This is a genomic window from Abditibacteriota bacterium (assembly GCA_017552965.1).
Classification (GTDB): domain Bacteria; phylum Armatimonadota; class UBA5829; order UBA5829; family UBA5829; genus RGIG7931.
In genome coordinates, this window is the sequence record JAFZNQ010000010.1 from 45784 (window position 1) to 68763 (window position 22980).

Sequence of the window (22980 nt, forward strand, 5' to 3'; positions counted from 1 at the left end):
GGCGCAGCCCGCTGCAGCCCGTATATCCACACAAACGCCTCGAAATGGAGTATAATAGTAATGGTGAATAAACAACAAGGACACTCGTTATGAACATCAAGCTGTACGCCGCGCAGACCAAGCCTGCTCCCGGCGCATTAAAGGACAACACAGACAACATATTGCGCCACATAGCCGACGCCAAAAAGGCAGGCGCCGATATTATAGCCTTTTCCTACGGCTCTCTCACAGGCCTCAACATGAAAGGCCTCATGGAAAACAGTCAGTTCGTGGAATCGGTCCAGGGATACAATGACCTCATCAAGGCGGCCGCCGGGGATATCCGCATCCTGCTGCCCACGGTCATACCTGAGGGCGAGGCGTGCATGTATTACTATAAGGACGAGGAGATCGTATTTCCCGTCAGCATGGACGAGAACTTCAACAATGACGCGGAGCGCATAGTCATCAACGGCACGGAGATATCGGTGAATCCGGATATCCCCGATTCGGAGCTGTGCATCTTCACTGCCCCCATCGTCTTCAGCAAGGAGATAGACTTTGAGAGCCTGCTGATGCAGCTTTTGGCCGGCTTTGACAAGACGGTGCTGTGTCTCAACTCCGTGGGCTTTTCCAACGGAGCCGTATTCGTCGGATCCTCCTTTGGGGTGTCCGAAGAAAAGCTGTTCTACAGAGAAGAGAGCTTTTGCGAAAAGGGCGCTTTGCTGGATCTGTCCGACAAGGCCGGCGCCCCCATATATGACAAAAAGTCCGGCATAGAGGCAGTCTTCAAAGCCATTTGCATGTCCATATCAGCTTTTGTGGAGTCTGCAGGCTTCCCCGGCGTCTGCCTGGGCATGTCGGGAGGCATAGACTCTGCCGTAGTCGGCGCTCTGGCAGTCAACGCTCTGGGAGCCGACCGGGTCCGCTGCCTCATCATGCCCTCCGAGTTCTCCTCTGCGGCCACCATGGGCGACGCTGAAGTGATCTGCCGCAGGCTGAACGTCCGGTACGACGTCATCGATATCAAGCCCCTGGTGGAGAGCTACGTCCACTCGCTGGCTCCCGTCTTTGGAGGCAGCCTGAAGGAGATCACTATGGAGAATCTCCAGGCGAGGACCAGAGGCATGCTCAACATGGCTCTCTCCAACGATCAGGGGCACGCGGTCCTGGTGACGGGCAACAAGAGTGAGCTGGCCATGGGATATGCCACCATGTACGGAGACACGGCAGGAGCCCTGGCGCCCATCATGGACCTCTACAAGCACGAGGTCTATGAGCTGGCAGACTACATCAACCGTATCAGCAAGACGGAGGTCATCCCCCAGACTATCATCGACCGGGCTCCCTCTGCCGAGCTGAGGCCCAACCAGAAGGACAGCGATACCCTGCCGGACTACAAGATACTGGACGCTCTGCTCTATATGCTCATCGAAGAAAACGCTACTGTCAGGGAGGCTGCCGAAGAGACGGGCGCCGACATAGCCCTGGCAGAAAAGGTGTTCGGCATGTTGTGCCGGGCAGAATTCAAGAGGCACCAGTATCCGCTGGGCGTCATAGTGTCCAAGTCCAGCTTCGGCTTTGATGCCTATTGGGATTATCCCATCATGAACAAATACAGACCATGAAGACGCTGAGGGTATTATTAGCGCTCTTGCTGCCGGCAGTACTGTGCACCGTTCTGCTCACCGGCTGCGACCCCATCAAGAGCCGCATAGAACACGAGATAGTCAAAGCGGTCAGCGAACGGTTTGCCCCTGCGGACTCGTACAAATGCCGCATTTCCGGCAAGCTGACCGACTGGCTGAAGGGCAAGGTATCCAGAGTGGAGCTCACCGGCATCAACGTCAGATACGAAGGCGTCACCTACAGCAAGCTGAACGTGGCGGTGACCAACGTGGTCTACAACCCGGTCAAGAAGAAGATCACCTCCTGCGACACAGGCACATTTACGGCCACCATATCGGAAAAGGAGGTCAACGCTCTCGCAGACGGCAAGATCACTGCGCTGGACACTTCGGAGATAATCATCGGCAAGGACAGCCTGACCGTATCCGGCAAGAAAAAGATGCTGGCAGTCACGGTCAAGGCCTCTGCAGAAGGGAACGTGAGCGTCAAAAGAGGCTGCGAATTGTGGTTCGACACTCAGAAGATCGATATATCGGGCATGTCCGTCAAGCTGCCCGGCTGGACAAAGGACCGCATCAGCAAGATGATCAATCCCGTGTACACCATGGACACCTCCGCCAACGGCCTGTATCTCACAGGCGCCTCCTGTTCCCCGGGGGCCGTAGTGGTCACAGGCAGGATCAGCCCCGACGGGCTGATGGCATCCCAATAAACCCAAGGGCTCCGGCAAGACCGGAGCCCTTTATCTTTTGAGTAATATAAGGCCTATCTGTGAGCGCGGATGAATGCGTCCGTCTCCTCCCCCGTGGGCATGGCAGCCTGAGCGCCCTCCCGGGTCACCGCAAGGGCAGCCGCTGCCACAGCTCTGTGTACAGCCTCTCTCACGTCCATCCCCTTAGCCAGGGACGCCGCCAGGACTCCGTTGAAGCAGTCTCCGGCTCCCACTGTGTCCACAGCCCTGACCTTGTATGCAGGCACTGTGTAGCTCTCGTCGGGCGAGATCACTCTTGCTCCCCTGCTCCCGAGGGTATTGACCACCAGGCTCACGCCGGCTTCGAAGAGCTCTGCGGGAGTCTTGCCTATCCGGTCCAGCTCATGCTCGTTGGGGGTGATGATATCGGTATAGCGGAGCAGCTCCGGCGGGATAGCGGCGGCGGGCGCGGGGTTGAGTATCACGGTCATATTCTTTGACTTGGCCTTGCGGCAGGCATAGACCACCGTGTCCATGGGTATCTCCAGCTGCAGGAGCAATATGCCGCCCTCCTCAAAGCAGGAGTCAGCTGCGTCTATATCCTCCGGAGACAGCAGGCTGTTGGCTCCGGCAGCCACTCCGATGGAGTTCTCGCCGTTCTCATCCACAAATATGAGAGCCACGCCGCTGTGAACGGGCTTGCGGACTATGCAGTCCGTCTGCATGCCCTCCCGCACAAAAGAGTCTGTCAGAGTATCGCCAAAGGAGTCGTTGCCCAGAGCAGTCACAAAGGCGGTAGCAGCGCCCTGTCGGACGCAGGCTACAGCCTGATTGGCGCCCTTGCCTCCCAGGGTCACCCGAAAACCCGAGCCTACCACGGTCTCCCCGGGTCCGGGGATGGACGGCACCAGCGCAGTCATGTCCGTGTTGCTGGAGCCTACTACGAGTATCTTCATTTTTTATCCTTGTTGCGCTTGAGAAATCTCAAGCGGCTTCTCTTGGGCTCGCCTTCCTCTTCGCCTATATTGCGTATGCAGAACCAGATGATATAGCCTATGGCGGTCAGCCCCACTATAAAGAGAGGGTAGCTCACCGTCCAGGGCAGCGCTCTGGTAAAATTGGTGTATTCACTCATGCCGCCAATGGAAGCCAGTATGTTGAGGGGCGTGAACACCAGAGTGATGAGAGTGAGCTTTTTCATGAGAATGGCCAGATTGTTGTTGACGATGGACACTCTCGCATCGGACATGCCGGTGAGAATGCTGGAGTACATATCCACCAGCTTTTCACACTGCTTGTTCTCGATGATCATATCGTCCAGAAACTCTTCTTCTTCCTCGGTAAAGCCCAGCTTCACCGTGTTCATCTTCAGCTTGTTGAGCAGCATGGTGTTGGACTGGACGGCGCTCTGATAATACACCAGACTTTTTTGCAGCTCAAACATACTGGAGAGTGACTTGTTGCCCAGGCTGTGCTCTATGTTTTTCTCGATGGAGTTGGACACCTGATTGATCAGCTTGATGTTCCGCAGGAACTGGTTGATGCTGTGATACAGTATGCTGAGAAAGACGCCGTTCACAGTGTCGGACCTGCCGGCGGACTTGTTCAGGTTAAACAGAGGCAGAGACTCGTTCTGCACTATGATCAGGCTGTTTTCGAAGACAAACACTCCGATGGACGAGACGCTGAACTCCCAGCTCAGGTCCTTGAAGCCCTTCGGTCTCTTGATGATGGCCGCTTTGTGATTGGGCTCGAATTCCAGACGGGCTATCTCGTCGTTGTCCAGAGCCGAATTGAGGGTGTGCTCGTCTATGGACATGGTATTCACCAGGTAGCTGAGTATGTCCTCCGAAGGCTTGGTATAGACTACTACGCTGGGCGAATTGGACTGCGCTCCCGAGTTGTTCTCCACGGCTTCGAGCTTGCCGTTGGAGACCTTGTATTCTACGGTATTGTCATTGTGGATCATATATTCCTCCCGTACAGACTTTTTTCAGGTGACTGTGCCGTGGCACAAAAAGCTGCTCCCCAAGCAGCTGTCACCTTTGAAAGTAGAGGTACGGTCGGTATATTTTATGGATAAAAAACATAGAGCCCTGCTCCCATTTTCTCTGCGCGAACGCAGGCAAAGTAAAAAGAACTACAAGGCGTCAGGATGCCGATGCCTTAGTTGCAACAAGCACCCTGTAATTCGGAGATTATAGAGTGCTTATAGAGTTAGATTGATGATAGTCGTCCATTAAAAAGTCCGTTGATGTTTTTTACAATTTAATTATATCACACGGCTTGGGATATGACAAGGGGTCTATCCGTCCAGATCCAGACTTATATCCGCAGCTTTGACCGAATGGGTCAGAGCCCCCACGGAAATAATGTCCACTCCGGTCTCGGCTATCTCCTTCACGGTGCGGAGATTCACCCCGCCGGAGGCCTCGGTAAGGACCCGGCCGTCTATGGCGATCACGGCCTTTCGCATATCCTCTATGGAAAAGTTGTCCAGCATGATGATATGGGCGCCGGAAGCCAGGGCTTCGTCCAGCTGCTCCGGACTCTTGATCTCCACCTCTATCTTCAGAGTGTGAGCCGCCTGCCTGCGGACCGCTTCCACCGCTGCGGTGATGCCCCCGGCGGCGGCTATGTGATTGTCCTTGATGAGGATGCCGTCGGAAAGGCCTGTCCTGTGATTGACTCCTCCGCCGCATCTGACCGCGTATTTTTCGAACATCCTCAGCAAAGGGGTGGTCTTGCGCGTATCCACTATGCGGGCCTTCGTGTGAGAGACCGCCTCCACAAAGGCTGAGGTCATGGTGGCGATACCGGACATCCGCTGCAAAAAGTTCAGGGCTATCCTTTCGGCGGTCAGCACGCTGATGGCGGGACCTTCAATGAGGGCCACGGCGCTGCCATAGGTCAGCCTGTCTCCGTCCCGGGCGGCAGGCGTGAACCTGATGGAGCTGTCGGTAATGTCAAAGGCAGCCCGGGCTACCTCGAGGCCCGAGAGGACAAAATCCTCCTTTGCCCAGAGCCTCCCGCTGCAGGATGCAGCGGGATCCTGGGTAAATATGCTGGTGATATCTCCGTAGGGCGAATCCTCCCGGAGAGCTTCCTTTACTTTGTCATAGATATAATTCTTGTCGAGATACATGGCTAATACCTGATCATCTTTTCCAGAGCGCTCTTGGCCGAGGCTATCACTTCGTCGGACAGCCGGATCTCATGGGTCATGGTCTCCAGGCAGCGGAGCAGCTTCTCGGGAGTATTCTTCTTCATGTTCGGGCATATATTGACCGGATTGGGATTGATGAACTCCTTGTCCGGGTTGTGCTTTCTGAACTGGTGTATGAGGCCCCGCTCGGTGCATATGATGAACCGCTTGTTCTCCGAAGCAGTGATCTCCCTGATCATGCCGCTGGTGGAGGCTATGATATCGGCCAGCTCCAGCACGTCTCCGGGGCACTCGGGGTGCGCTACCACCAGAGCGTCGGGGTTTTCGCGCTTTGCCCGGACCACGTCTGTGGAGAGTATCCTGTTGTGCACGGGGCAGCAGCCGTTCCAGCATATGACTTCCTTGTCGGGCACCATGCTCTGCACGTAGGCTCCCAGATGTCTGTCAGGCACAAACAGTACCCGGTCCGAATCCATGCCTGCCACCACTCTGACCGCATTGGCGGAGGTGCAGATGATGTCGGACTCGGATTTGATCTCGGCAGTGGTATTCACGTAGGCCACCACGGGCACGCCGGGATACATGGACTTGAAGCGTCTCAGCTCGTCGCCTGTAATGGTGTCTGCCATGGGACAGCCGGCATTTTCATCGGGGATAAGGACCGTCTTCCCGGGAGAAAGTATCTTGGCGGTCTCCGCCATAAAATGGACTCCGCAGAACACTATCACGTCTGCGTCGGTGCCGGCGGCGATCCTGGAGAGCTCCAGACTGTCACCGGTATAATCGGCCAGCTCCTGTATCTCGACGGGGGTATAGTTGTGCCCCAGTATGACTGCGTTTTTCTCTTTTTTCAGCTGTTTGATCTTTTCAATCATATCTTATCTCCTCTATGGCTTTGACATATTTCTGAGCTGACCGCAGGCGGCTCCCTTTTTGGAGCCCCGCTCCAGCCTTTGGGTCACGGGAACGCCCCGCTCCCCGAGTATGGCGGCAAATGAGCTGACGGTCCGTCCGGAGGGCCTCCGGAAAGGCTTCCCCTCCACCGGATTGTAGGGAATGAGATTGACGTGGGCCTTCAGCCTGCGGGCGATGCCTGCCAGGGCCTCCGCCGCTTCCCCGGAAGTATTGACCCCGTCCAGCAGCAGATATTCCAGTGTGATGCGTCTGCCGGTCCTTTCAAAATAGTAAGCGCAGGCCGACTCTATATCCTCCAGAGTGTTGCGCCGCGCTATGGGTATCAGCTGCTGCCTCTGTTCCTGAAAAGGCGAATGCAGAGACAGAGCCAGGGTAAATTCAGGCTGCAGGTCTGCCAGACGCCTGATACCCGACACTATCCCGGAGGTGGACACTGTGATACGCCTCTGGCTTATCCCAAGACGCTTGTTGATGACGCCGCAGGCCCGGGTCACCTGCTCAATGTTGTGCAGGGGCTCCCCTATGCCCATAAACACCACGTGACTGATCCTCTCCCCGGTCTCCCTCTCCACAAAGAGTATCTGATTCACTATCTCTCCGCAGGTCAGGTTTCTCACGAAGCCGTTCAGGCAAGAAGCGCAAAAAGCGCAGCCCACTGCGCACCCCACCTGAGTGGATACGCACACGGAGCGCCTGTCACTGTAGGGCAGATACACGCACTCGATAAGAGCGCCGTCTCCCAGACGCAGCAGATATTTGCAGGTGCCGTCGTCAGCCTCTGTCCTGTCTGCGCACTCCGGCGTCTCCAGGTCCAGACTGTCCTTCAGAGATTCCCTGAGCCCCTTGGGCAGATTGGTCATCTCGTCAAAGGAAGCAGCCTTGTGACCATAGACCCAGTCCCTCAGCTGACCTGCCCTGAAAGAGGGAGCCTGCAGCTCTGCCAGCAGAGCGGCCGTCTCCTCTTCGGAAAGGGAATGGTATTTCAGCAAAGCGAGTGTTCCTTTCTCCTGATCACCTCGTCCTGCATGTTGGGAGGCAGATTGACAAAATAGTCGGAATAGCCGGCCACCCTGACTACCAGATCGCCGTGCCTTTCGGGATGAGCCTGAGCATCCTTCAGCTCCGCCAGACTGGTGATATTGATCTGTATCTCCATTCCTCCCCGCAGCAGATAGGCCTTGACCAGAGCCTTCAGGGACGAGGCGGCCTTGTCCGGAGACAGGTTGTCCCGGGAAAACTTGATGTTCTGCACCAGCCCGCCTATCATGGGGGAATGATCCCATTTGGTGGTGGACTTGATGGAGGCGGTAGGCCCCTTGATATCCCGTCCCTGGGCAGAGCCGGCGCCATCCGCAAAGGCAGTCCCCGAAAGGCGTCCGTCGGGAGTAGCCATGGTCTGGCTTCCCAGACGAGCGTGGTTGATCCAGCAAAAGGTCCCGGGCACGTATTCATGGCCGCCCACCCTGTAGCTGCGGGACAATCGGGCTTCCCGTTCAAAGAGCCGGCCGGCTATGGAGTCCACCTCGTCGTCATCATTGCCGTATTTGGGCAGAGACAGGATATATGCCAGCAGCGCGTCATATCCCTTGAAGTCTGCCTCGAGAGCGGCGTAGAGCTCCGTGAAGTCCAGGCGCCTTTCTTTGTATATGAGTCTGTCCACGGCGTATATGGCGTCGGCCACGTTGGCCGTGCCCACGAAAGAGTTTTCCACCCAATTGTATCTGGCCCCTTCGCAGTCGTAGTCCTTGCCAGTCTCCAGACAATCCCGGGTAAAACAGCTGACCAGAGGCTCCAGGCCCCACTGTTTGCGGGCTTCCCAGGCGGCGTCCATGGCTGCCGCGGCGCCGCTCACCTGCTTGTCCAGAGAGACAAAGTATCTCTCGGTCAATTCTTCTATATCCGCAGGCGGGTCCTGTCTGGCCTCCTTCAGCACGTCCAGCAGAGCCTGGCTGCAATTGAAATAGGGGCTGGCCACATACACGTTGGCGCAGCCGGCAGGCATGATCTCCACACAGGTAGAATTCATCCATTCCCGGGCGTCGGCGTCGCTGACCCCGTTTTTCACAAGGCCCTCGTGAATGACGTTGTCGTTGAAAAAGGAAGGACAGCCCACCCCTTCCAGCTCCAGTCTGCAGCAGAAGTCCATGAGTTCTTCGGGAGCGTCCTGAGTCCAGGCCAGACCTATGGTGGGATACACCAGGCGGCTCCTGACTCTGGCCGCTATGGCCAGATAGGTGATATCGTTGCACACATAGCCCTCTGCGTCGGGGCCGCCCACTATCACGGACAGGGCCAGACCGGGAGCGCATATGTTGTTCAGCTGCAGGTAGTAATGACACAGCAGATCAAAGGCCTCCTCCGAAGTAAGAATGCCCTTCGCCGTATCCCTCAGATAAAAATCTATGAGGCTCCTGTCCAGCCTGCAGCAGGTGACCAGATTGTGATCCTCGCCGTACCAGATGCACACCTGGGCAAAAAAGAGCAGCTGCAGAGCCTGATAAAAGGTGTGGGGAGGCTCGCTGATGATGCTCTCACAGTTCTCGGCCTGCCGATGCATACCCAGCTCCCTGCATTTGCGGGCGGTCTTGCGGATATATTCGCCAATGCCTGCCAAAGCCCTTTCGCAGCCGGTGTAAAAGTCCGAAGGGCCGTTGGTCTCGGCGCAGGCCCGGATATAGCCCGCCATATCCCTGAGACCCAGGTCCAGCAGCCTTTTGTAGTCCGGGTTGATGTGGCCGTTGTCCCCTCCGGGCCAGGGAGGCATATCCCTGCAGGCCTCTGCGGCCTCGCCTTCGGGCACCCCGGGCTCGTTGTTGAAGGCCGGGCACCCAACTATGAGCTCCCGGGGGTCGATATCCGGCTCCATGGCAGAGAGCCTGCCATAGCACCGTTCGCCTCTCCATATGGCATGGGACGCGCCCCTGCTTCTGAGGCGGCTCTCCGCGTCGGCAAGGACGAATTCGCCCACGCCTCTGGGTCTGTAAAACAGCTTCAGCCTGTCCTTGGCAAGGCTCTTGTAATCATCCGTCAGCTGAAAGTCAAAATTCATGTTTTATCCTCACGATGCAGCTGGTGTCAAAGCTGCCTATATCCACTCCTCCGTCGGCGGTCCGGACTTCCGAGACTACGCCGTCCCTGACCACGGTCACTCCCTTCCCGGAGCCGGTTATGGTCAGGCTGAAGGAGCCTGTCTTCCTCTGATTCACAAAATAATACACTGTTTCGCCGCCGCCCTGCCAGCGGGTGGCGCTGAGATACCGGTTGTCCGTCTCAAAGGGGAGCCTTATCCCCCGGGCCTTCAGCTCCCGAAGGAGCAGCAGGGAGGCTTCGCAGAGGACCCCGCTGCGCTCGGGCGTCTCCTCTCCCCACAGGAACAGGGGCGGCGTATTGCCGGCGTGTGTGTCCCTGATGAGCTCGCCGCAGTATTCCGAGCCGTAGTCTCTCGCCGGAGCCACGGAGCCGCCGGAGTATGGCGCTCCCGTATCGGAGCATCGGGCGAATTCGCCTCCGAAAAACAGCCTGTCGCTGCGCTTTTGCAGGGCCTCCCCGGCCCGGGAAGAGATATAGGGACAGTGTGGGACCAGTATCAGCTTGTAGTCGTCCAGCAGGTCCGGGTTTTTCTCTATCTCCGCAAGGCTTACCACGTCCACGTTCACCAGACAGGACTTGAGTATCTTGTACCAGCCCATAAAGCTGAAGGGGCTGTTCTTATAGCCCTCGGCATCGTCGGAGGTGGCGGGCAGCGCGGTGTGTATGATAGCCGCTTCCTTCGGAGCCTTCTTGTCCTCCAGTGTCCGGATACCCTCCGCTGCCATCTCGTTGATGCGCCGCAGCCCGTCTATGGGCACATGATTTTTGTAGCTGTAATCATCGGTGAGATGCCACAGGTCCCAGCCGCAATACACCAGTCCCCGTGCCCCCGAGGCAACGGCGTTCTGAGCCATTTTGTTGATATGCCATTCGCCGATATGCACTCCGGAGGTAAAGTCCACCAGATCCACGGCCCACATAGGCTTGCGGTATTTGCGGGCTGTATCCAGAGCGCAGGTGATGCGGTAGTCGTCTCCGTCGGCGGAGCACACCTGCATCCCTATCTCATCCACAGAGCCGCTGTTCATCAGCACTCTGTCCAGACTGATGGCGCCGGCGGCTATGCTGTCCCACTCCACTCCCCAGGCAAAAGAATTGGTGAGATAAGACACTGTCCTTCTGCCATAGGAGTTTTGCTTGTACAGGCTGTGGGTATGGTTGATCCAATAAGCCGCGTGCTCATACCAAAAACGGGTCCAGTCCCCCACCGCAGCATTCCCGTTAGAGTAAGCCCTGTCCTTCGGCAGGTTTTCTATCATGCATTCCCCGTTTGCATATTCATGCCGGGGCTCCTTGCCGGACCATATGACGGTCCCCCACTCGGACAAAGGCTTGGCCAGCTCCTCGCCCTCCGGGGACCTGAAGGACAGGTTCCGATAGCGGACCCTGCCGTGGCCTGCCAGCTGCAGCTGGATGGTCACATAGGCCGAGTCGGCCGGCGCGGTGATGCTGCAGGATATGGTGTGCCAGTCGGTATCACTGCGTTTTTCGTAGGGAGACCCTCTGAAGCCCGTAAAGCCCGTGTTGTCCCCGTTGGCAAAGTTCAGCTCTGCGTAGGCGCCTCCACCCAGGCCCTCGGTTTTCACGTCAAAGGACAGGGTGTACGCGTCTCCTCCCCGGACGGGGATGAGCTGCGGAGCGTTACCCTCACCGCCCAGCAGCGGACCGGAAACATAGGACGCCTGGCAGTCTCCGTATGCGGCGTCCGTCACTATGGACTGGCCTTTGCTGCCGGCAATGCCGTTGCCGGATATCTGCACTCTGGGGACCTCCACGGCCTCAAAGGACGGAAAATCGCTGCCCCAGGCCTTGTTGAGAGCCGAAATGGACTTGTATTTGTTGCGAAGCCAGGTCTTAAAGGCGTCCGTATCCGTCTTGCCATAGCGTTCGTAAGTATTGAACCACCATTCGGCTCCGGGATGTACGTAAGAGACCCGTTTTTCGGGATCGATCTCATCCAGATGCTTCATCCACTCCCGGACCAGTATCTCCAGCTCCCGGTTGAACACCGGGGAGGCTATGGAGGGCTGAGGCGACGGAACGCCGGCAATATTGGCTATGGTCTCGCCGGCAGCCGAGCATTTTTCCGAGAGCCAGGGAGCCGAGGAGTGATACAAAGGATTCACCTCACAGATGATGCTCCCTCCAAGCCCCAGACTGCGTAGCTGTTGGACCTGAGCGTCGAGAAAGTCAAAGGTCAGAGTGTCTTCCTGCGTTCTCACGAACCAGTTGCTGCTGGCGGCATAGGTGATAGAGTTGGCCCCGGAGACAGGTATCTCATCATTGTCGTCGGCGGGATAAAAACGTATGGGATACAGGTCAAACCAGCTGACGACGGGCTCGGCCCACGCCGCGGAAAAGGCGGCAAGCAAGAACAAGGCAATGAGAACTAATCGCATAATTCCTCCGGCGTCCTGCGGAACACCAAGCCCAGAGACAGGGCGGCAGGCTTCAGATTTCTGTGATAGTCTATGACCGAGGTGTTGCAGGGACAGGGATACAGGTCGTGGCCCATCCACACCATAAAGCCGCCGCAGGCCGGGAACCGCTTTTTGGTCTCCCGGGCTGCGATATAGAGCAGCTGGGCCTGACGGCGCTGGCTCCAGATGACGTATTCCTCCGGAGAAACCGGCTGTCTCCCGTGCTCCCGTTCAAACTCCGCCGTTTCCAGCCACCAGTGATAGGGTCTGGCCCAAAAGACGCTGTCGTTGGCCACCGGCATGGAGGGGGCGCCTCCTGCGTATCGGGCTATCACCTCTATGGAGGAAGCCCCGGGCGCTCCCGTCTCAGACCTGAACATGGCGTCATCCCGGGCAAAATAGTCCGCCCAGTCGTCTATGCTGTCGGCCTTCCAGGGGCCGTGCACGTTCTCGTTGACGCCCTTCCCTCTGTTGGAGTCATCCACAGTGAAGGAAGGCCCCGTAGGCGAGCCGGTGATGAATCTGTGACAGGGGTCCTCTCTGCATGCGGTATCCTGCAATCGCTTCAGCAGGGGGTGCTCGTCGCTGCAGGGTCTCATCCTGCCGGACAGATGGCTGTCCGTAAATAGCTCATTGCCTCCGCTCCACAGGAGGAGCGACGGGTGATGGCACCGTCTGTCTATATAGCTCACGAATATCCGGTCCATCTCGTCGGCAAAGTCCTTGTCGTAGGGAGGCGTGTTGTCCAGAGCCGAGCTGCTCATGGGCAGCTCCTGCCACACCAGTATGCCGGCCTCGTCGCAGAGGTCGTAAAAGTCTTCCGTCCCCAGGACCCCTACTCCGTTGACCCTGAATATGTTTACTCCCAGGTCCTTGTATATGCGGACAAGCTCCGCGTAGTCCTCCCGGGTGCAGTCGGCAAAATTGTGATAGGGAGGCACCCAGTTGAAGCCCTGCAAAAAGGTATCTCTGCCGTTGATGGAGCACAGCCACTTGCCGGAGGAAGGAGAAGCCCCCGCCGTGCGCTTCCACTCGATGTGTCTGAAGCCTACCCTTTTCGTCACGGTTTCGTCTATGGCGTCAAAGGAGACCTCTGCGGTATAGAGTGTCTGCGAGCCCGCCCCGTTCACGTCCCACAGCTCCGCGGGAATGTCGATGAAGGCGCGGGTCCACAGCTCGCCATCCGCGGCGCAGGTCTCACTGAATATCACTCTGTCGCCGTCCCTGACGGCTATCCGGGCGTCGCCCCTGTAAGGGGATGAAAACCGGGCGGAGACTGTGAGGATGCCCCTGCCGGTCTCCGGGTCCGCGTCGGCAAACATCCTGCAGCAGGTCACGTGACCGCCGCAGGTCTCGGTGATATAGGTCTTATCCCACACTCCGGTCTGGACGAACCTGCAGGTCCAGTCCCAGCCGTAGTAAAAACGGGTCTTGGGCGCGGTGATCTCCGAGGTCCTGCCAAACTGGCCCAGCCACTTGGGAGCCTCCAGAAAGACTATGGTCAGCCTGTTGGAGCCCTCCTTCCACTCTGTAATGGGAAATCTGACCGGCAAAAAGGAGTTGGCAAAGGAGCCTATCAGAGCTCCGTTGAAATACACCTCTCCCTTGTAGTCCAGTCCTTCTGACACAAAGGCGTATTCCCTGCCGGCGGAAAACAGGTCGCCGGGTATCTCACAGGTGAACATCCAGTGCCGGTGCTCCACCCACTCGGACCGGCGGTGATCCAGGCCCACGTTCCAGTCGCCGATGACCGAGTTGTCCCTGAGGACCTTTTGCACCGAGCAGGGAATGCGGCATTCCATGGCCGGCGCCTCACAGGTGGAAGCGACTCCGGTCTCCGCGGACCGGACCATCCGCCACACCTCCGGAGTCCATCCGGACAACTGCCACGCGTATTGAGACAGATCGTGTATACGTTTCATCGGGTCGTCCTATAAATAAGCAAGCCATTTGCCCCGGGGCAAACGGCTTGACTGATCCAATATTACTTGTCCTCTGCAAGCAGCGCCAGCAGCCCGTCCATATCGTAGGCTCCGATATCGCCGTCCTTTCTGGTGCGGACGGACACGGTGCCCGCTTCCATATCCCTGTCGCCCACGATGAGCATGTAGGGTATCTTTTCGGTCTGGCAGGTCTTGATCTTGGCCTTGAGGGGCTCGTTCATATCGTAGAGGCTGCATCTGTAGCCCTTTTTCTTCAGGGCGTCGCAGATATTGCGGCAGTATTCCACGTTGTTGTCCGTGATGGGACACACGCCGATCTGCACCGGAGACAGCCACAGAGGGAAGGCTCCGGCATAGTGCTCTATGAGGATGCCGAAAAATCTTTCCAGCGAGCCGAAGAGGGCTCTGTGGATCATGATGGGCCTGTGCATCTCGCCGTCCTGCCCCACGTAGTTGATGTCAAACCGTTCGGGCTCGTTGAAGTCTATCTGCACGGTGGAGCACTGCCACATGCGTCCGATGGCGTCCTTGATCTTGACGTCGATCTTGGGGCCGTAGAAGGCGCCGCCGCCCTCGTCTATGCTGTAGGCCAGATTCTCGGTCTCCAGAGCGGTCTTGATGGCGGAGGTGGCCTCCTCCCATATCTCGTCGCTGCCCACCGCTTTCTGAGGCTTGGTGGACAGGAATATCTCGTATTCGGTGAAGTCGAACTTGCGGAATATGTTGAAGATAAAGCTCATGATGCGCTGTATCTCCTGATCCAGCTGCTCCCGGGTACACAGGATATGGGCATCATCCTGAGTGAAGCCCCTTACTCTCATGAGGCCGTGGAGCACGCCGGACTTTTCGTATCTGTACACGGTGCCCATCTCGGCCCATCTGATGGGCATCTCTCTGTAGCTCCGCACCTTGCTCTTGTATATGAGCAGATGGAAGGGACAATTCATGGGCTTCAGCTGATAATCGTTGTCATCGATCTTCATGGGGCTGAACATGTTTTCCGTGTAAAAATCCAGATGGCCGGAGGTCTTCCACAGGTCTCTCAGGGCAATATGGGGAGTGACCACCAGCTCGTAGCCGTTGGCCAGATGCTCATCCTTCCAGTAGTCTTCTATAAGCTTGCGGATGAGAGCGCCCTTGGGATGCCAGAACACCAGACCGGAGCCAGCCTCTTCCTGTATGGAAAACAGGTCCAGCTCTCTGCCCAGCTTGCGGTGATCCCGTCTCTCTGCTTCTTCCAGCTTTTGCAGATACTCGGCCAGCTCGTCCTTGGAGCCAAAGGCGGTGCCGTAGATGCGGGAGAGCATCTTGTTCTTCTCGTCTCCCCGCCAATAGGCGCCTGCGACGCTCATGAGCTTGAAGGCCTTGATGCGGCCGGCGTGATCCAGGTGAGGACCGCGGCACAGATCCAGAAAGCCGTCCAGCTCATAGGTAGAGATGGTCTCGTCCTCGGGGATGCCCTCTATGAGCTCCAACTTGTAGGGCTCGTCCTTGAAGAGCTCCAGAGCCTCGGCCTTGGTGACCTCTCTGCGGACAAAGGGAGCCCGGGACTTGATGATCTTTTTCATCTCCTTGGTGATGAGCTCCAGATCCTCGGGAGTAAAGGGCTTTTCGACGTCAAAGTCGTAATAAAAACCGTTTTCGATGGAGGGACCAATGGCGATCTTGACGCCGCCGAAGAGCTTTTTGACAGCGGCAGCCATCACGTGTGACGTGGAATGGCGCAGCATTGAGATATCAATATTTTCCATACATATACCTTCGAGCAATTAATACACTTATATTATACATCAAACCGGGGCAAAATAAAAGACACGGCGGCTCCCGGCGCAAGGAATAAAGGCGCCGGCGCGCGCCGTGTCAGGTTGTCCGGACTAAGGGACCAGCTCCTCCAGCAGGGCCTTGCGCACCTTGTGGATGAAGCCGGGGTCTCTGGGAAACTCGGCGTAGTCGATGATGTCCTTCAACAAGGGCGAAGCCTTGTCCACTCCCAGATTGGTGAAGAGGTCAAAGTCCTCCAGCAGCTCTCTGAACACCTCCCACCGGAGGGAGTCCACCGGACCGTCGAGGGAGGGATAGACCTCAAAGGCGTCACCCATGGGGAGCCCGGGATAGAAATCATTGGTCTGGTCCGCATAGGGGTCTATCTGTATCCGGTTTCTGTCCACTCCGAACCTGTACCAGTAGTTGTAGCCCCATTGCAGGAAGCCCAGAGCGTTCAGCTTGTACATGGCGGCGCCCAGCATTCGCTCCTTCCACAGAGGGGTATCCAGAAATCTGTTGACGTGCCTGCCCTTGGGCCCGCAGCAGTAATACACCCAGTGAGGCATGCCGGCGGCGATAAAGTCCGGAGCGGAGCTGACGGAGGATATGGGCATATCCACTCCAGCTTCCCTTGCTATGTTGATGTCGGACAGAGCGTCCATGGTCTTCATCCAGGGAGCGATCCCCCGTATCATATCCCGGGCCTTTTTGTAGTTGGCCAGATGCTCGTCGCCGTGAGGCTCGTCGGACATGTGATACCAGATGTTGTCAAATATGCCTCTTTCCTCGGCCCAGGCCTTCAGAGCGGGAAGGAACTGAGAGAGGAACTCTCTGTATTCGTCGCCGGTGGCGTCGGACTCGGGATCGAATATGTAGCTGTATTCGTCGGAGGGGTCGGCGTAGATGCGTATGGGATGGGCGCAGCCCCACTGAGTGAAGAAATGCACGCATTCAAAGGAATAGAGGCCGCACTTGTGGGCCAGCTCCACGTATTTGTCCGCCAGAGTGAAGTCAAAGGCGTAGGTGTGAGGCGACGTGCGCTCTACTCCCACCAGCTGATTGGGCCTCTTGATGCCGTCCAGCGGAGGGGTAAAGAGAGGCAGATATATGATGGTGTTGCCGTGGTCGGAATAGTTCTGCATATATTTTTCGCAGATGGGCCAGAACTCGTCGGTGAAGGGCTCCACCCTGTAATAGTCCGCCAGGGAATCGCAGTAGAACCAGTGAAGGCAGTTGACCGTCTTTTTCTGCGCCACTGTAAAGTCCGCCACGTTGATGTCCACGGAGGTGCAGAGCTCCCACTTGCTGTCGTCTTCTCCCAGCCTGTTGCAGACACACTCCACCAGGTTCGGGCAGCTGCCGGCAGGGTGATCTGCGGGGATGTAGCTGTTGATCCAGAAGGCCCTGTTGCTGAAGGGATAGACCACCACCTCGTCTTCGTCAATGAGAGGATCGGGCAGCAGGCCGGGGATGAGCCCCAGGCCGTCCAGCTCTTCGGGCTCCGTATAGACCGTGTGGGCCTTGCCGAAGACCAGCTGCTCCAGCCTGACCCGGGTCACCAGGTCAGACTTGACGCCGAGCTTGCATTTGACGGGAAACGTGGTATCGTTGTAGAGCATCACCTGCCAGTTGACGTTTTCGTTGCGGGCAGCGTAGATGTCATAAAAACCGACGCGGCTGCCGTCGTAGGACGGGAAGATGCGCGTGGTGGAATTCACTATAAAGAGCTTCATGTGATGTGCCTCCGGTTGTTTCTTTTTTTATTATATCAACTCGCGGGTATTTATTCAACAATCGCCCTCCGGGTTTCGTTCCCCAAAAACGGCCTTTCCTCCGTCCCGGCGGAACTATCCGCAGACCGGTGTGGTATAATAGTCAGTGGAGAAAAGCAAAAGGAGAAGACTCTATGTTGTTTGATGACGAAACCGAAGATCTGCTGCTCCTGTATTTATTGACGAAAGACCGAAAAAAGAAGAAAAAAAGCGGAGGCGGCGGAAGCTGCTGCGCTCTGACGGCTCTGTGCGTGCTGCTGGCGCTGGCCGGCGCAGCCTGCTGCGGCGCGGCCCTCCTCAGGCACCGGGCCGACATTCACGCGCCTGCTGCAGTGACCTCTCACGTCCAGAACTCCCCGGCCATGCATGCCCGGGAATAACGGACACCGCGGTCTCTCCGAAAAGAGAAAAAGGAGTCCCCTCTTTATTTACGCGCCCGAAATATGATATAATATAATTGACTAATTCATCAAAGGAACACATTCATCAAAGGAACACAAACATGGGTAACTCAAAGCCAAATACCTTTTTTGATCTGATGACCCTATTCGGCGGCTCCAGACGCAATGACGCCGATGCGGATTATGATGACGAGGACGAGATATACGAAGACGAAGCGGACTATGACGAGGAAGAGGAAGAGCCCCGACAGTCCCGCTTTGTCACCAAGACCAATTCCACCAAACGCACCGTGTCCGTGTGGCAGACCGTGAGGACCGAAAAGGACGCCAAGCTGGTGGCAGACGGTCTGAAGCAGGGCCGGGAGCAGATCATCAGCTTTGATCTGAACAAGGAATCTCTGCCCGAGCAAAACAACATCCTGCAGTTTTTATGCGGGGTGATATACGCCATCAACGGCAACTACGCCCAGATATCCGAGAACGTGTTTATATTCACTCCCAGCGGCTATCACGTAGAATTCAAGGCCAAGACCCCTTACAGACGTATAGACAGGAAATAACATGACAGGCGAGATCACCAATTACAGCAAGCTGGCCAGGGAAAAGATACACAGAGTGCTGATCATAGGCGCCGGCTACATGGGCTCCGGTCTGGCCAGAGGCATCATATCCGCGGGACTGCCCGTCAGCCTCACCGTGTCGGACATAGACCCCAAGCGTCTGGAATACATAGCCGGCTTCGCCGAAGAAAACGGCTCATCCGTCAACACCACCACCGACACTTTGTCGGCAGCGGGTCCTTCCGACGTGATCATCCTGGCCGTGAAGCCCGCCGTCATAGGCGGCGTGCTGGCTCAGATAGCTCCGGCGACCAAAGACAAGCTGCTTATATCCATAGCCGCAGGCGTGACCCTTGCCTCCATAGAGGCGCAAGCCCCGGAGGCCTACACGGTCAGAGCCATGCCCAATATCTGCGTGCAGATACAGGAGGGCGTGCTGGCCTACGCCACAGGCTCCAGAAGCCTCACCGGCAATCAGACAGAGCTCACCGAGGGTCTGCTGGGGGCCGTGGGGGTCTGCATCCGGGTGTCCGAGTCTCAGCTTGACGCCGTCACCGGTCTGTCGGGCTCCGGCCCCGCATTTGTATTTATGATGATCGAAGCCCTATCCGACGGCGGCGTCTATTCCGGACTGCCCCGCAGCGTAGCCACTCAGCTTGCAGCCCAGACAGTGCTGGGCTCCGCAAAAATGGTGCTCACCTCCGGGATGCATCCGGACCAGCTGAAGGATATGGTGACTTCGCCCGCAGGCACTACCATCGAAGGAGTGGCAGTATTGGAAAAGGCCGGCATACGCAGCGCCTTTATGAACGCTGTGAAAGCCGCCTCGGACAGATCCACCGACCTGGGGAGGTAATACCATGAAAAAACTGATCAGTGTATTGGCAGTATTGCTGCTCGCAACAACGGCATTTGCCCTCAACTGCTACGAAATGGCCTATTCTGTGGACGGCAAGCGCTACACCCAGACCATCAGCGCCACCACCTCGCAGAATGCCCGCAAGCTCATCGAGCAGCGCTACGCCGGTCACAAGGTGAACATCATCTCTGTGAGATCCGTGTCCAAGACCAATCCCAAGCCCGAGGCTGCCAAGACGACTGCCAGTCAGCCTCTGTGGACCGTCACCTTTTCCATGGACGGTAGAAAGTATCAGCAGGCCTATTATGCCAGGACCGCTATGGAAGCCAAAAGACAGGTGGTGAACATCTACAAGGGACACAAGGTCACCATATATTCGGTGAAAAGGAAATAGCTGCCTGAGAGCATGAAGACTCTGTTTACTTTGCTGGCCCTGCTGGTCATGGCCACGGCGGTCTTTGCCGCCTCGCCCAGGGAAGTGTATCCCGGCGTGTGGAAGATCACACTGGGCTCGCCTGAAAAGCATACTCCTTCCCGTTACGCCTTCAAGCCTCCCGTCAGGGAGGCTCTCAAAGCTCAGTCGAGACAGCCCATCCCCGGCATATTCAGGGACCTGCGCTTTTCCGCAGACAAGAGAGGCAGCCGTATCGTATTTCCCATGGCCGAGGGAGAGCATTTTTACGGACTGGGCCTCAATACCCGCATATTTGAGAAAAAGGACGGGCGTTATTTTGTGGCGCCTGCAGACGACCCGGAGGGCAAGGAAGGCTACAGCCATCATCCGGTCCCCTTTTTGGTGTCCACGGCAGGCTACGGCATATTGCTGGATACGGCCAGATTCACCGGCTGGTATGTGCGCAGCCAGCACCCCAAGGACCTTTCCCGGGACAGCCTTGTCCTCTCCGGCGCCGACCCGGCTCTCTTTTCACCCCTGGCTTCCTCCGGAAGATATATATCCGTGGAGATACCTGTGGCAAAGGGTGTGGACGCATACATATTTGCGGGAGACGACCTGAAAAACGCTGTGGAGCGCTACAATCTGTATTCCGGCGGCGGCCCTGTGCCTCCCCTGTGGGGCCTGGGCATCCAATACCGCGGCTGCAAAGACCTGAACGCCGAGGAGCATCTGCAGCTTATCCGCGACATCAAGCAGGACGGCTTTCCCCTGTCCATGTGGGGCCTGGAGCCCGGCTGGATGACCAAGGCCTACTCCTGCGACTTTACCTGGAACAAGGAGACCTTTCCCGACCCCGACGATTTTGCCGCCAGGATGAAGCAGCAGGACCTGCACCTCATATTGTGGCAGCACTGCTACGTGGACAATGAGTCTCCCATATTCGAGCCCCTCAAGCCCCTTTCCGGGGACTACTACGTGTGGGGCGGCCTCGTCCCCGACTTTGCTCTGAAAAAGACCCGCGACATATTTGCAGCCCAGATGGACAGCAGCATATTCTGCTACGACTCCGTGGGCGGCATGAAGCTGGACGAATGCGACTACCAGCCCTTTGGCGACAACCAGTGGTCCTTCCCGGTGATGTCCCGGTTCCCCTCGGGCATGGACGGCGAGCAGATGCATTCCCTGCTGGGGGATCTGTATATGCAGACCATCCTGAGCTCGCTGGACAAAAGAGAGCTGAGGTCCTGGAACCTGGCCCGAAACGCCTGCGCCTTCAACGCTCCCCTGCCCTTCAGCATCTACACGGACGCCTACACCTACGAATACTACGTCAACGGCATGGCTCAGAGCGGCTTTTGCGGCAGCATGTGGAACCCCGAGATCCGCAGCGCCTCCAACAAGACCGACCTGCTGCGGCGCATGGAGCTGTGTCTCTTTGCCCCGCTATACAACATCAACGTGTGGTTTATGCCGCTGCCGCCCTGGAAGCAGCCCAACCGGACCAACAACATCAATGGCATAGTAGCAGCCGACGCCCCGGAGATCACCGCCGTCGCCCTGAAGATAGCCCGGCAGCGCATGAGCCTTGTGCCATATCTGTATTCTGCCTTTATGGAGTACCACACCAAGGGCACACCTCCCGTGAGAGCCCTGGTCATGGACTACCCCAATGACCCGGCAGTGTACTCTGTCAGCGACCAGTTTTTGGCCGGGGACAGGATCATGTGCGCCCCCTGCACCCGGGAGAGCGAGGAACGCAGCGTCTATTTCCCCACAGGCAACGACTGGGCCGATTTTTACACAGGCAAGGTGTATCGGGGCGGCTCCACCGAAAAGCTGTCCTATCCCGTGGGCACTCTGCCCATATTCGTCAAGAATGACAGCCTGCTCCCTCTGGCAATGCCCCGGGACAACATCCTTCCCGACACGGTGTTCGAGGTCCAGATCAGGGAATACGGCAACGGCGAGCGAGGCTTCACTCTGTATGAGGATGACGGCGTCTCCTTTGACTATGAAAAGGGACTGCAGAACACTGTCACCGTATCCAAGCGCAACGGCGAGCCGGTGATCGACAGACAGGGCAAATACGCAGGCGTGAGATACGTCTTTACCGACCGGGACGTGATAGCCGCCATTGACAGCAGCCCCGTCCCCTGACCCCCATACGCAAAGGCGGCGTAAGATACCGAGACAAAAAACGAGCCTCCCCGAAGGGAGGCTTTTTTTCGTCGGCTGCTCAAATCTCGCCGGAGTGAGAGGACAGAGTCTCCTCCAGCTCTCTCAGGAACTTGATGTCCGTGTCGGTGAGCTCCTTCGTCTTGAACTTGATGTCGTGGTCCTCTGCATACTGCTGCATGACCGTGTCCTCGTAGCCGGTGATGGTCAGCTTGCCGGACACGTCCAGTATGCAGTTGTCCCCCAGTTGCACCAGGCTCACGGGGACCGTGAGATTTCTCAGGTATTTGCAGTCATAAAAGGCCAGGTCGCAGATGGTTTCCAGTCCCTTGTCCAGCACGTAGCTCTCGGCCTTTTTGCCGGCGGGGTAGCAGACCAGGGTCTTCTTGTCCTTGGTGAAGAGGATGCCGTCCTTAGACACAAAGTCCTTGTTGCCGGAGTTGACGGATATCTTTTCTACCATGGTGTCGTAAAAGGCGCCCATCTCGATGTCCCTGACGGAGGACGGGATGATCAGCTCTTCAGCCTCGACGCCCTCAAAGCAGCGGTCGCAGAGAAACTCCACGGTGGTGGGGATCCTGACAGTGTCCCCTTTTCCCTTCACCTCCAGCAAAGAGCTGCCGGCCAGGGTAAAGGTGTAGCCGCCTATGACGGTGTCATAGATCTTTTCCGACTCGTCCTCATCGTCCTCGTCGGTGGCCAGCACCCGCTCCGTGTTGCCGTCGCCCTCAGCCAGTTCTTTTTCCGCATCCTTCAGAGCCTCGCCCAGACCCGCGATGTCCTGCAGCAGATTGAGCTCGGGATCGTCGGCGTCGGATATGAGCACCAGACCCATGATCTCGCCGTCCATATTCAGCACGGGAGCGCCGGTGAAGTAGTCGTCGATGGGCTTGGCCAGGGTAAACACGTTTTCCTGAGGAGCTCCGACCTCGTTGTGATTGATGATCAGGCTGTGCTTTTTGGGGCTGTAGCCTATGATGAGCACCTTGTCGCCTTCCTTCATGGACTCTTTGCTGATGGCCACGGGCTTGGCGTCCTTGAGGGCCGGCAGGGGCAGCATGGCAAAGCCCGCATCACTCTTGATGGGGTTGGTGGATCTTTTGCTGATGTTGACGCTCTTTACGTACACGGAAAAGCCCGAAAAGTCCACCTCTCCCTTGTCCACGTTGTAAAAGGGAGCCTCTGAGGTGAAGCCCAGACCATTGTCATGCACGTAGAA

Annotated in this window: 18 protein-coding genes; 7 read left to right on the forward strand and 11 right to left on the reverse strand. The window is 57.2% G+C overall.

The genetic code is table 11. The features are described 5' to 3' along the window. Positions 1-89 precede the first annotated feature (89 nt). A complete protein-coding gene (gene nadE / locus IK083_02415; protein ID MBR4748412.1) occupies positions 90-1607 on the forward strand; it encodes an NAD(+) synthase in 1518 nt (505 codons plus the stop codon). Next, a complete protein-coding gene (locus IK083_02420; protein ID MBR4748413.1) occupies positions 1604-2320 on the forward strand; it encodes a DUF2993 domain-containing protein in 717 nt (238 codons plus the stop codon). The genes nadE and IK083_02420 overlap by 4 nt, the downstream gene beginning before the upstream one ends. A gap of 53 nt (positions 2321-2373) precedes the next feature. Here the strand turns inward: IK083_02420 and rbsK are convergent, their stop codons facing one another. From rbsK to IK083_02470, 10 genes are all read right to left on the reverse strand, one after another. Continuing rightward, positions 2374-3255 carry a ribokinase gene (rbsK, locus tag IK083_02425; protein ID MBR4748414.1) on the reverse strand — a complete coding sequence of 294 codons (882 nt, stop codon included), beginning with the start codon at positions 3253-3255 and terminating at the stop codon, positions 2374-2376. Continuing rightward, positions 3252-4268: a magnesium transporter CorA family protein gene (locus IK083_02430; protein MBR4748415.1), complete on the reverse strand. Its 1017-nt coding sequence runs from the start codon at positions 4266-4268 to the stop codon at positions 3252-3254. Before IK083_02430 ends, rbsK begins: the two co-directional genes overlap by 4 nt. Before the next feature lie 336 nt (positions 4269-4604). After that, on the reverse strand, positions 4605-5444 hold the full coding sequence (gene nadC, locus IK083_02435) for a carboxylating nicotinate-nucleotide diphosphorylase (protein ID MBR4748416.1): 840 nt from the start codon (positions 5442-5444) through the stop codon (positions 4605-4607). Positions 5445-5446: 2 nt separating this feature from the next. Beyond that, positions 5447-6340: a quinolinate synthase NadA gene (gene nadA / locus IK083_02440; GenBank protein ID MBR4748417.1), complete on the reverse strand. Its 894-nt coding sequence runs from the start codon at positions 6338-6340 to the stop codon at positions 5447-5449. A 12-nt stretch (positions 6341-6352) separates the two neighbouring features. Then, entirely contained in the window at positions 6353-7369 is a 1017-nt protein-coding gene (rlmN, locus tag IK083_02445; GenBank protein ID MBR4748418.1) for a 23S rRNA (adenine(2503)-C(2))-methyltransferase RlmN, read from the reverse strand. Then, positions 7363-9429, reverse strand: a complete 2067-nt coding sequence (locus tag IK083_02450; GenBank protein MBR4748419.1) for a hypothetical protein — start codon at positions 9427-9429, stop codon at positions 7363-7365. Before IK083_02450 ends, rlmN begins: the two co-directional genes overlap by 7 nt. Next, positions 9419-11869, reverse strand: a complete 2451-nt coding sequence (locus IK083_02455; GenBank protein MBR4748420.1) for a beta-galactosidase — start codon at positions 11867-11869, stop codon at positions 9419-9421. The genes IK083_02450 and IK083_02455 overlap by 11 nt, the downstream gene beginning before the upstream one ends. Further along, a complete protein-coding gene (locus IK083_02460; protein ID MBR4748421.1) occupies positions 11860-13812 on the reverse strand; it encodes a hypothetical protein in 1953 nt (650 codons plus the stop codon). Before IK083_02460 ends, IK083_02455 begins: the two co-directional genes overlap by 10 nt. A 62-nt stretch (positions 13813-13874) precedes the next feature. Then, positions 13875-15584, reverse strand: coding sequence for a threonine--tRNA ligase (locus IK083_02465; GenBank protein ID MBR4748422.1), 1710 nt, complete (start codon positions 15582-15584; stop codon positions 13875-13877). 123 nt (positions 15585-15707) lie between these two features. Beyond that, complete coding sequence (locus tag IK083_02470; GenBank protein ID MBR4748423.1) at positions 15708-17330, reverse strand: DUF4091 domain-containing protein; 1623 nt, start codon at positions 17328-17330, stop codon at positions 15708-15710. A gap of 173 nt (positions 17331-17503) precedes the next feature. On the opposite strand from IK083_02470, the gene IK083_02475 reads away from it, so the two are divergent. From IK083_02475 to IK083_02495, 5 genes are all read left to right on the forward strand, one after another. Beyond that, positions 17504-17749 carry a hypothetical protein gene (locus IK083_02475; GenBank protein ID MBR4748424.1) on the forward strand — a complete coding sequence of 82 codons (246 nt, stop codon included), beginning with the start codon at positions 17504-17506 and terminating at the stop codon, positions 17747-17749. Between the two features lie 122 nt (positions 17750-17871). After that, positions 17872-18330 (forward strand): cell division protein SepF, encoded by a 459-nt coding sequence (locus tag IK083_02480; protein ID MBR4748425.1) that lies wholly within the window; start codon positions 17872-17874, stop codon positions 18328-18330. 1 nt (position 18331) lies between these two features. Continuing rightward, positions 18332-19186, forward strand: coding sequence for a pyrroline-5-carboxylate reductase (gene proC, locus IK083_02485; protein ID MBR4748426.1), 855 nt, complete (start codon positions 18332-18334; stop codon positions 19184-19186). A gap of 4 nt (positions 19187-19190) precedes the next feature. After that, a complete protein-coding gene (locus tag IK083_02490) occupies positions 19191-19583 on the forward strand; it encodes a hypothetical protein (protein ID MBR4748427.1) in 393 nt (130 codons plus the stop codon). A gap of 12 nt (positions 19584-19595) precedes the next feature. Then, a complete protein-coding gene (locus IK083_02495) occupies positions 19596-21743 on the forward strand; it encodes a glycoside hydrolase family 31 protein (GenBank protein ID MBR4748428.1) in 2148 nt (715 codons plus the stop codon). A gap of 79 nt (positions 21744-21822) precedes the next feature. On the opposite strand, the gene IK083_02500 is transcribed toward IK083_02495, so the two are convergent. Further along, the coding region (locus IK083_02500; GenBank protein MBR4748429.1) for a leucine-rich repeat protein at positions 21823-22980 on the reverse strand (1158 nt) is incomplete at its 5' end.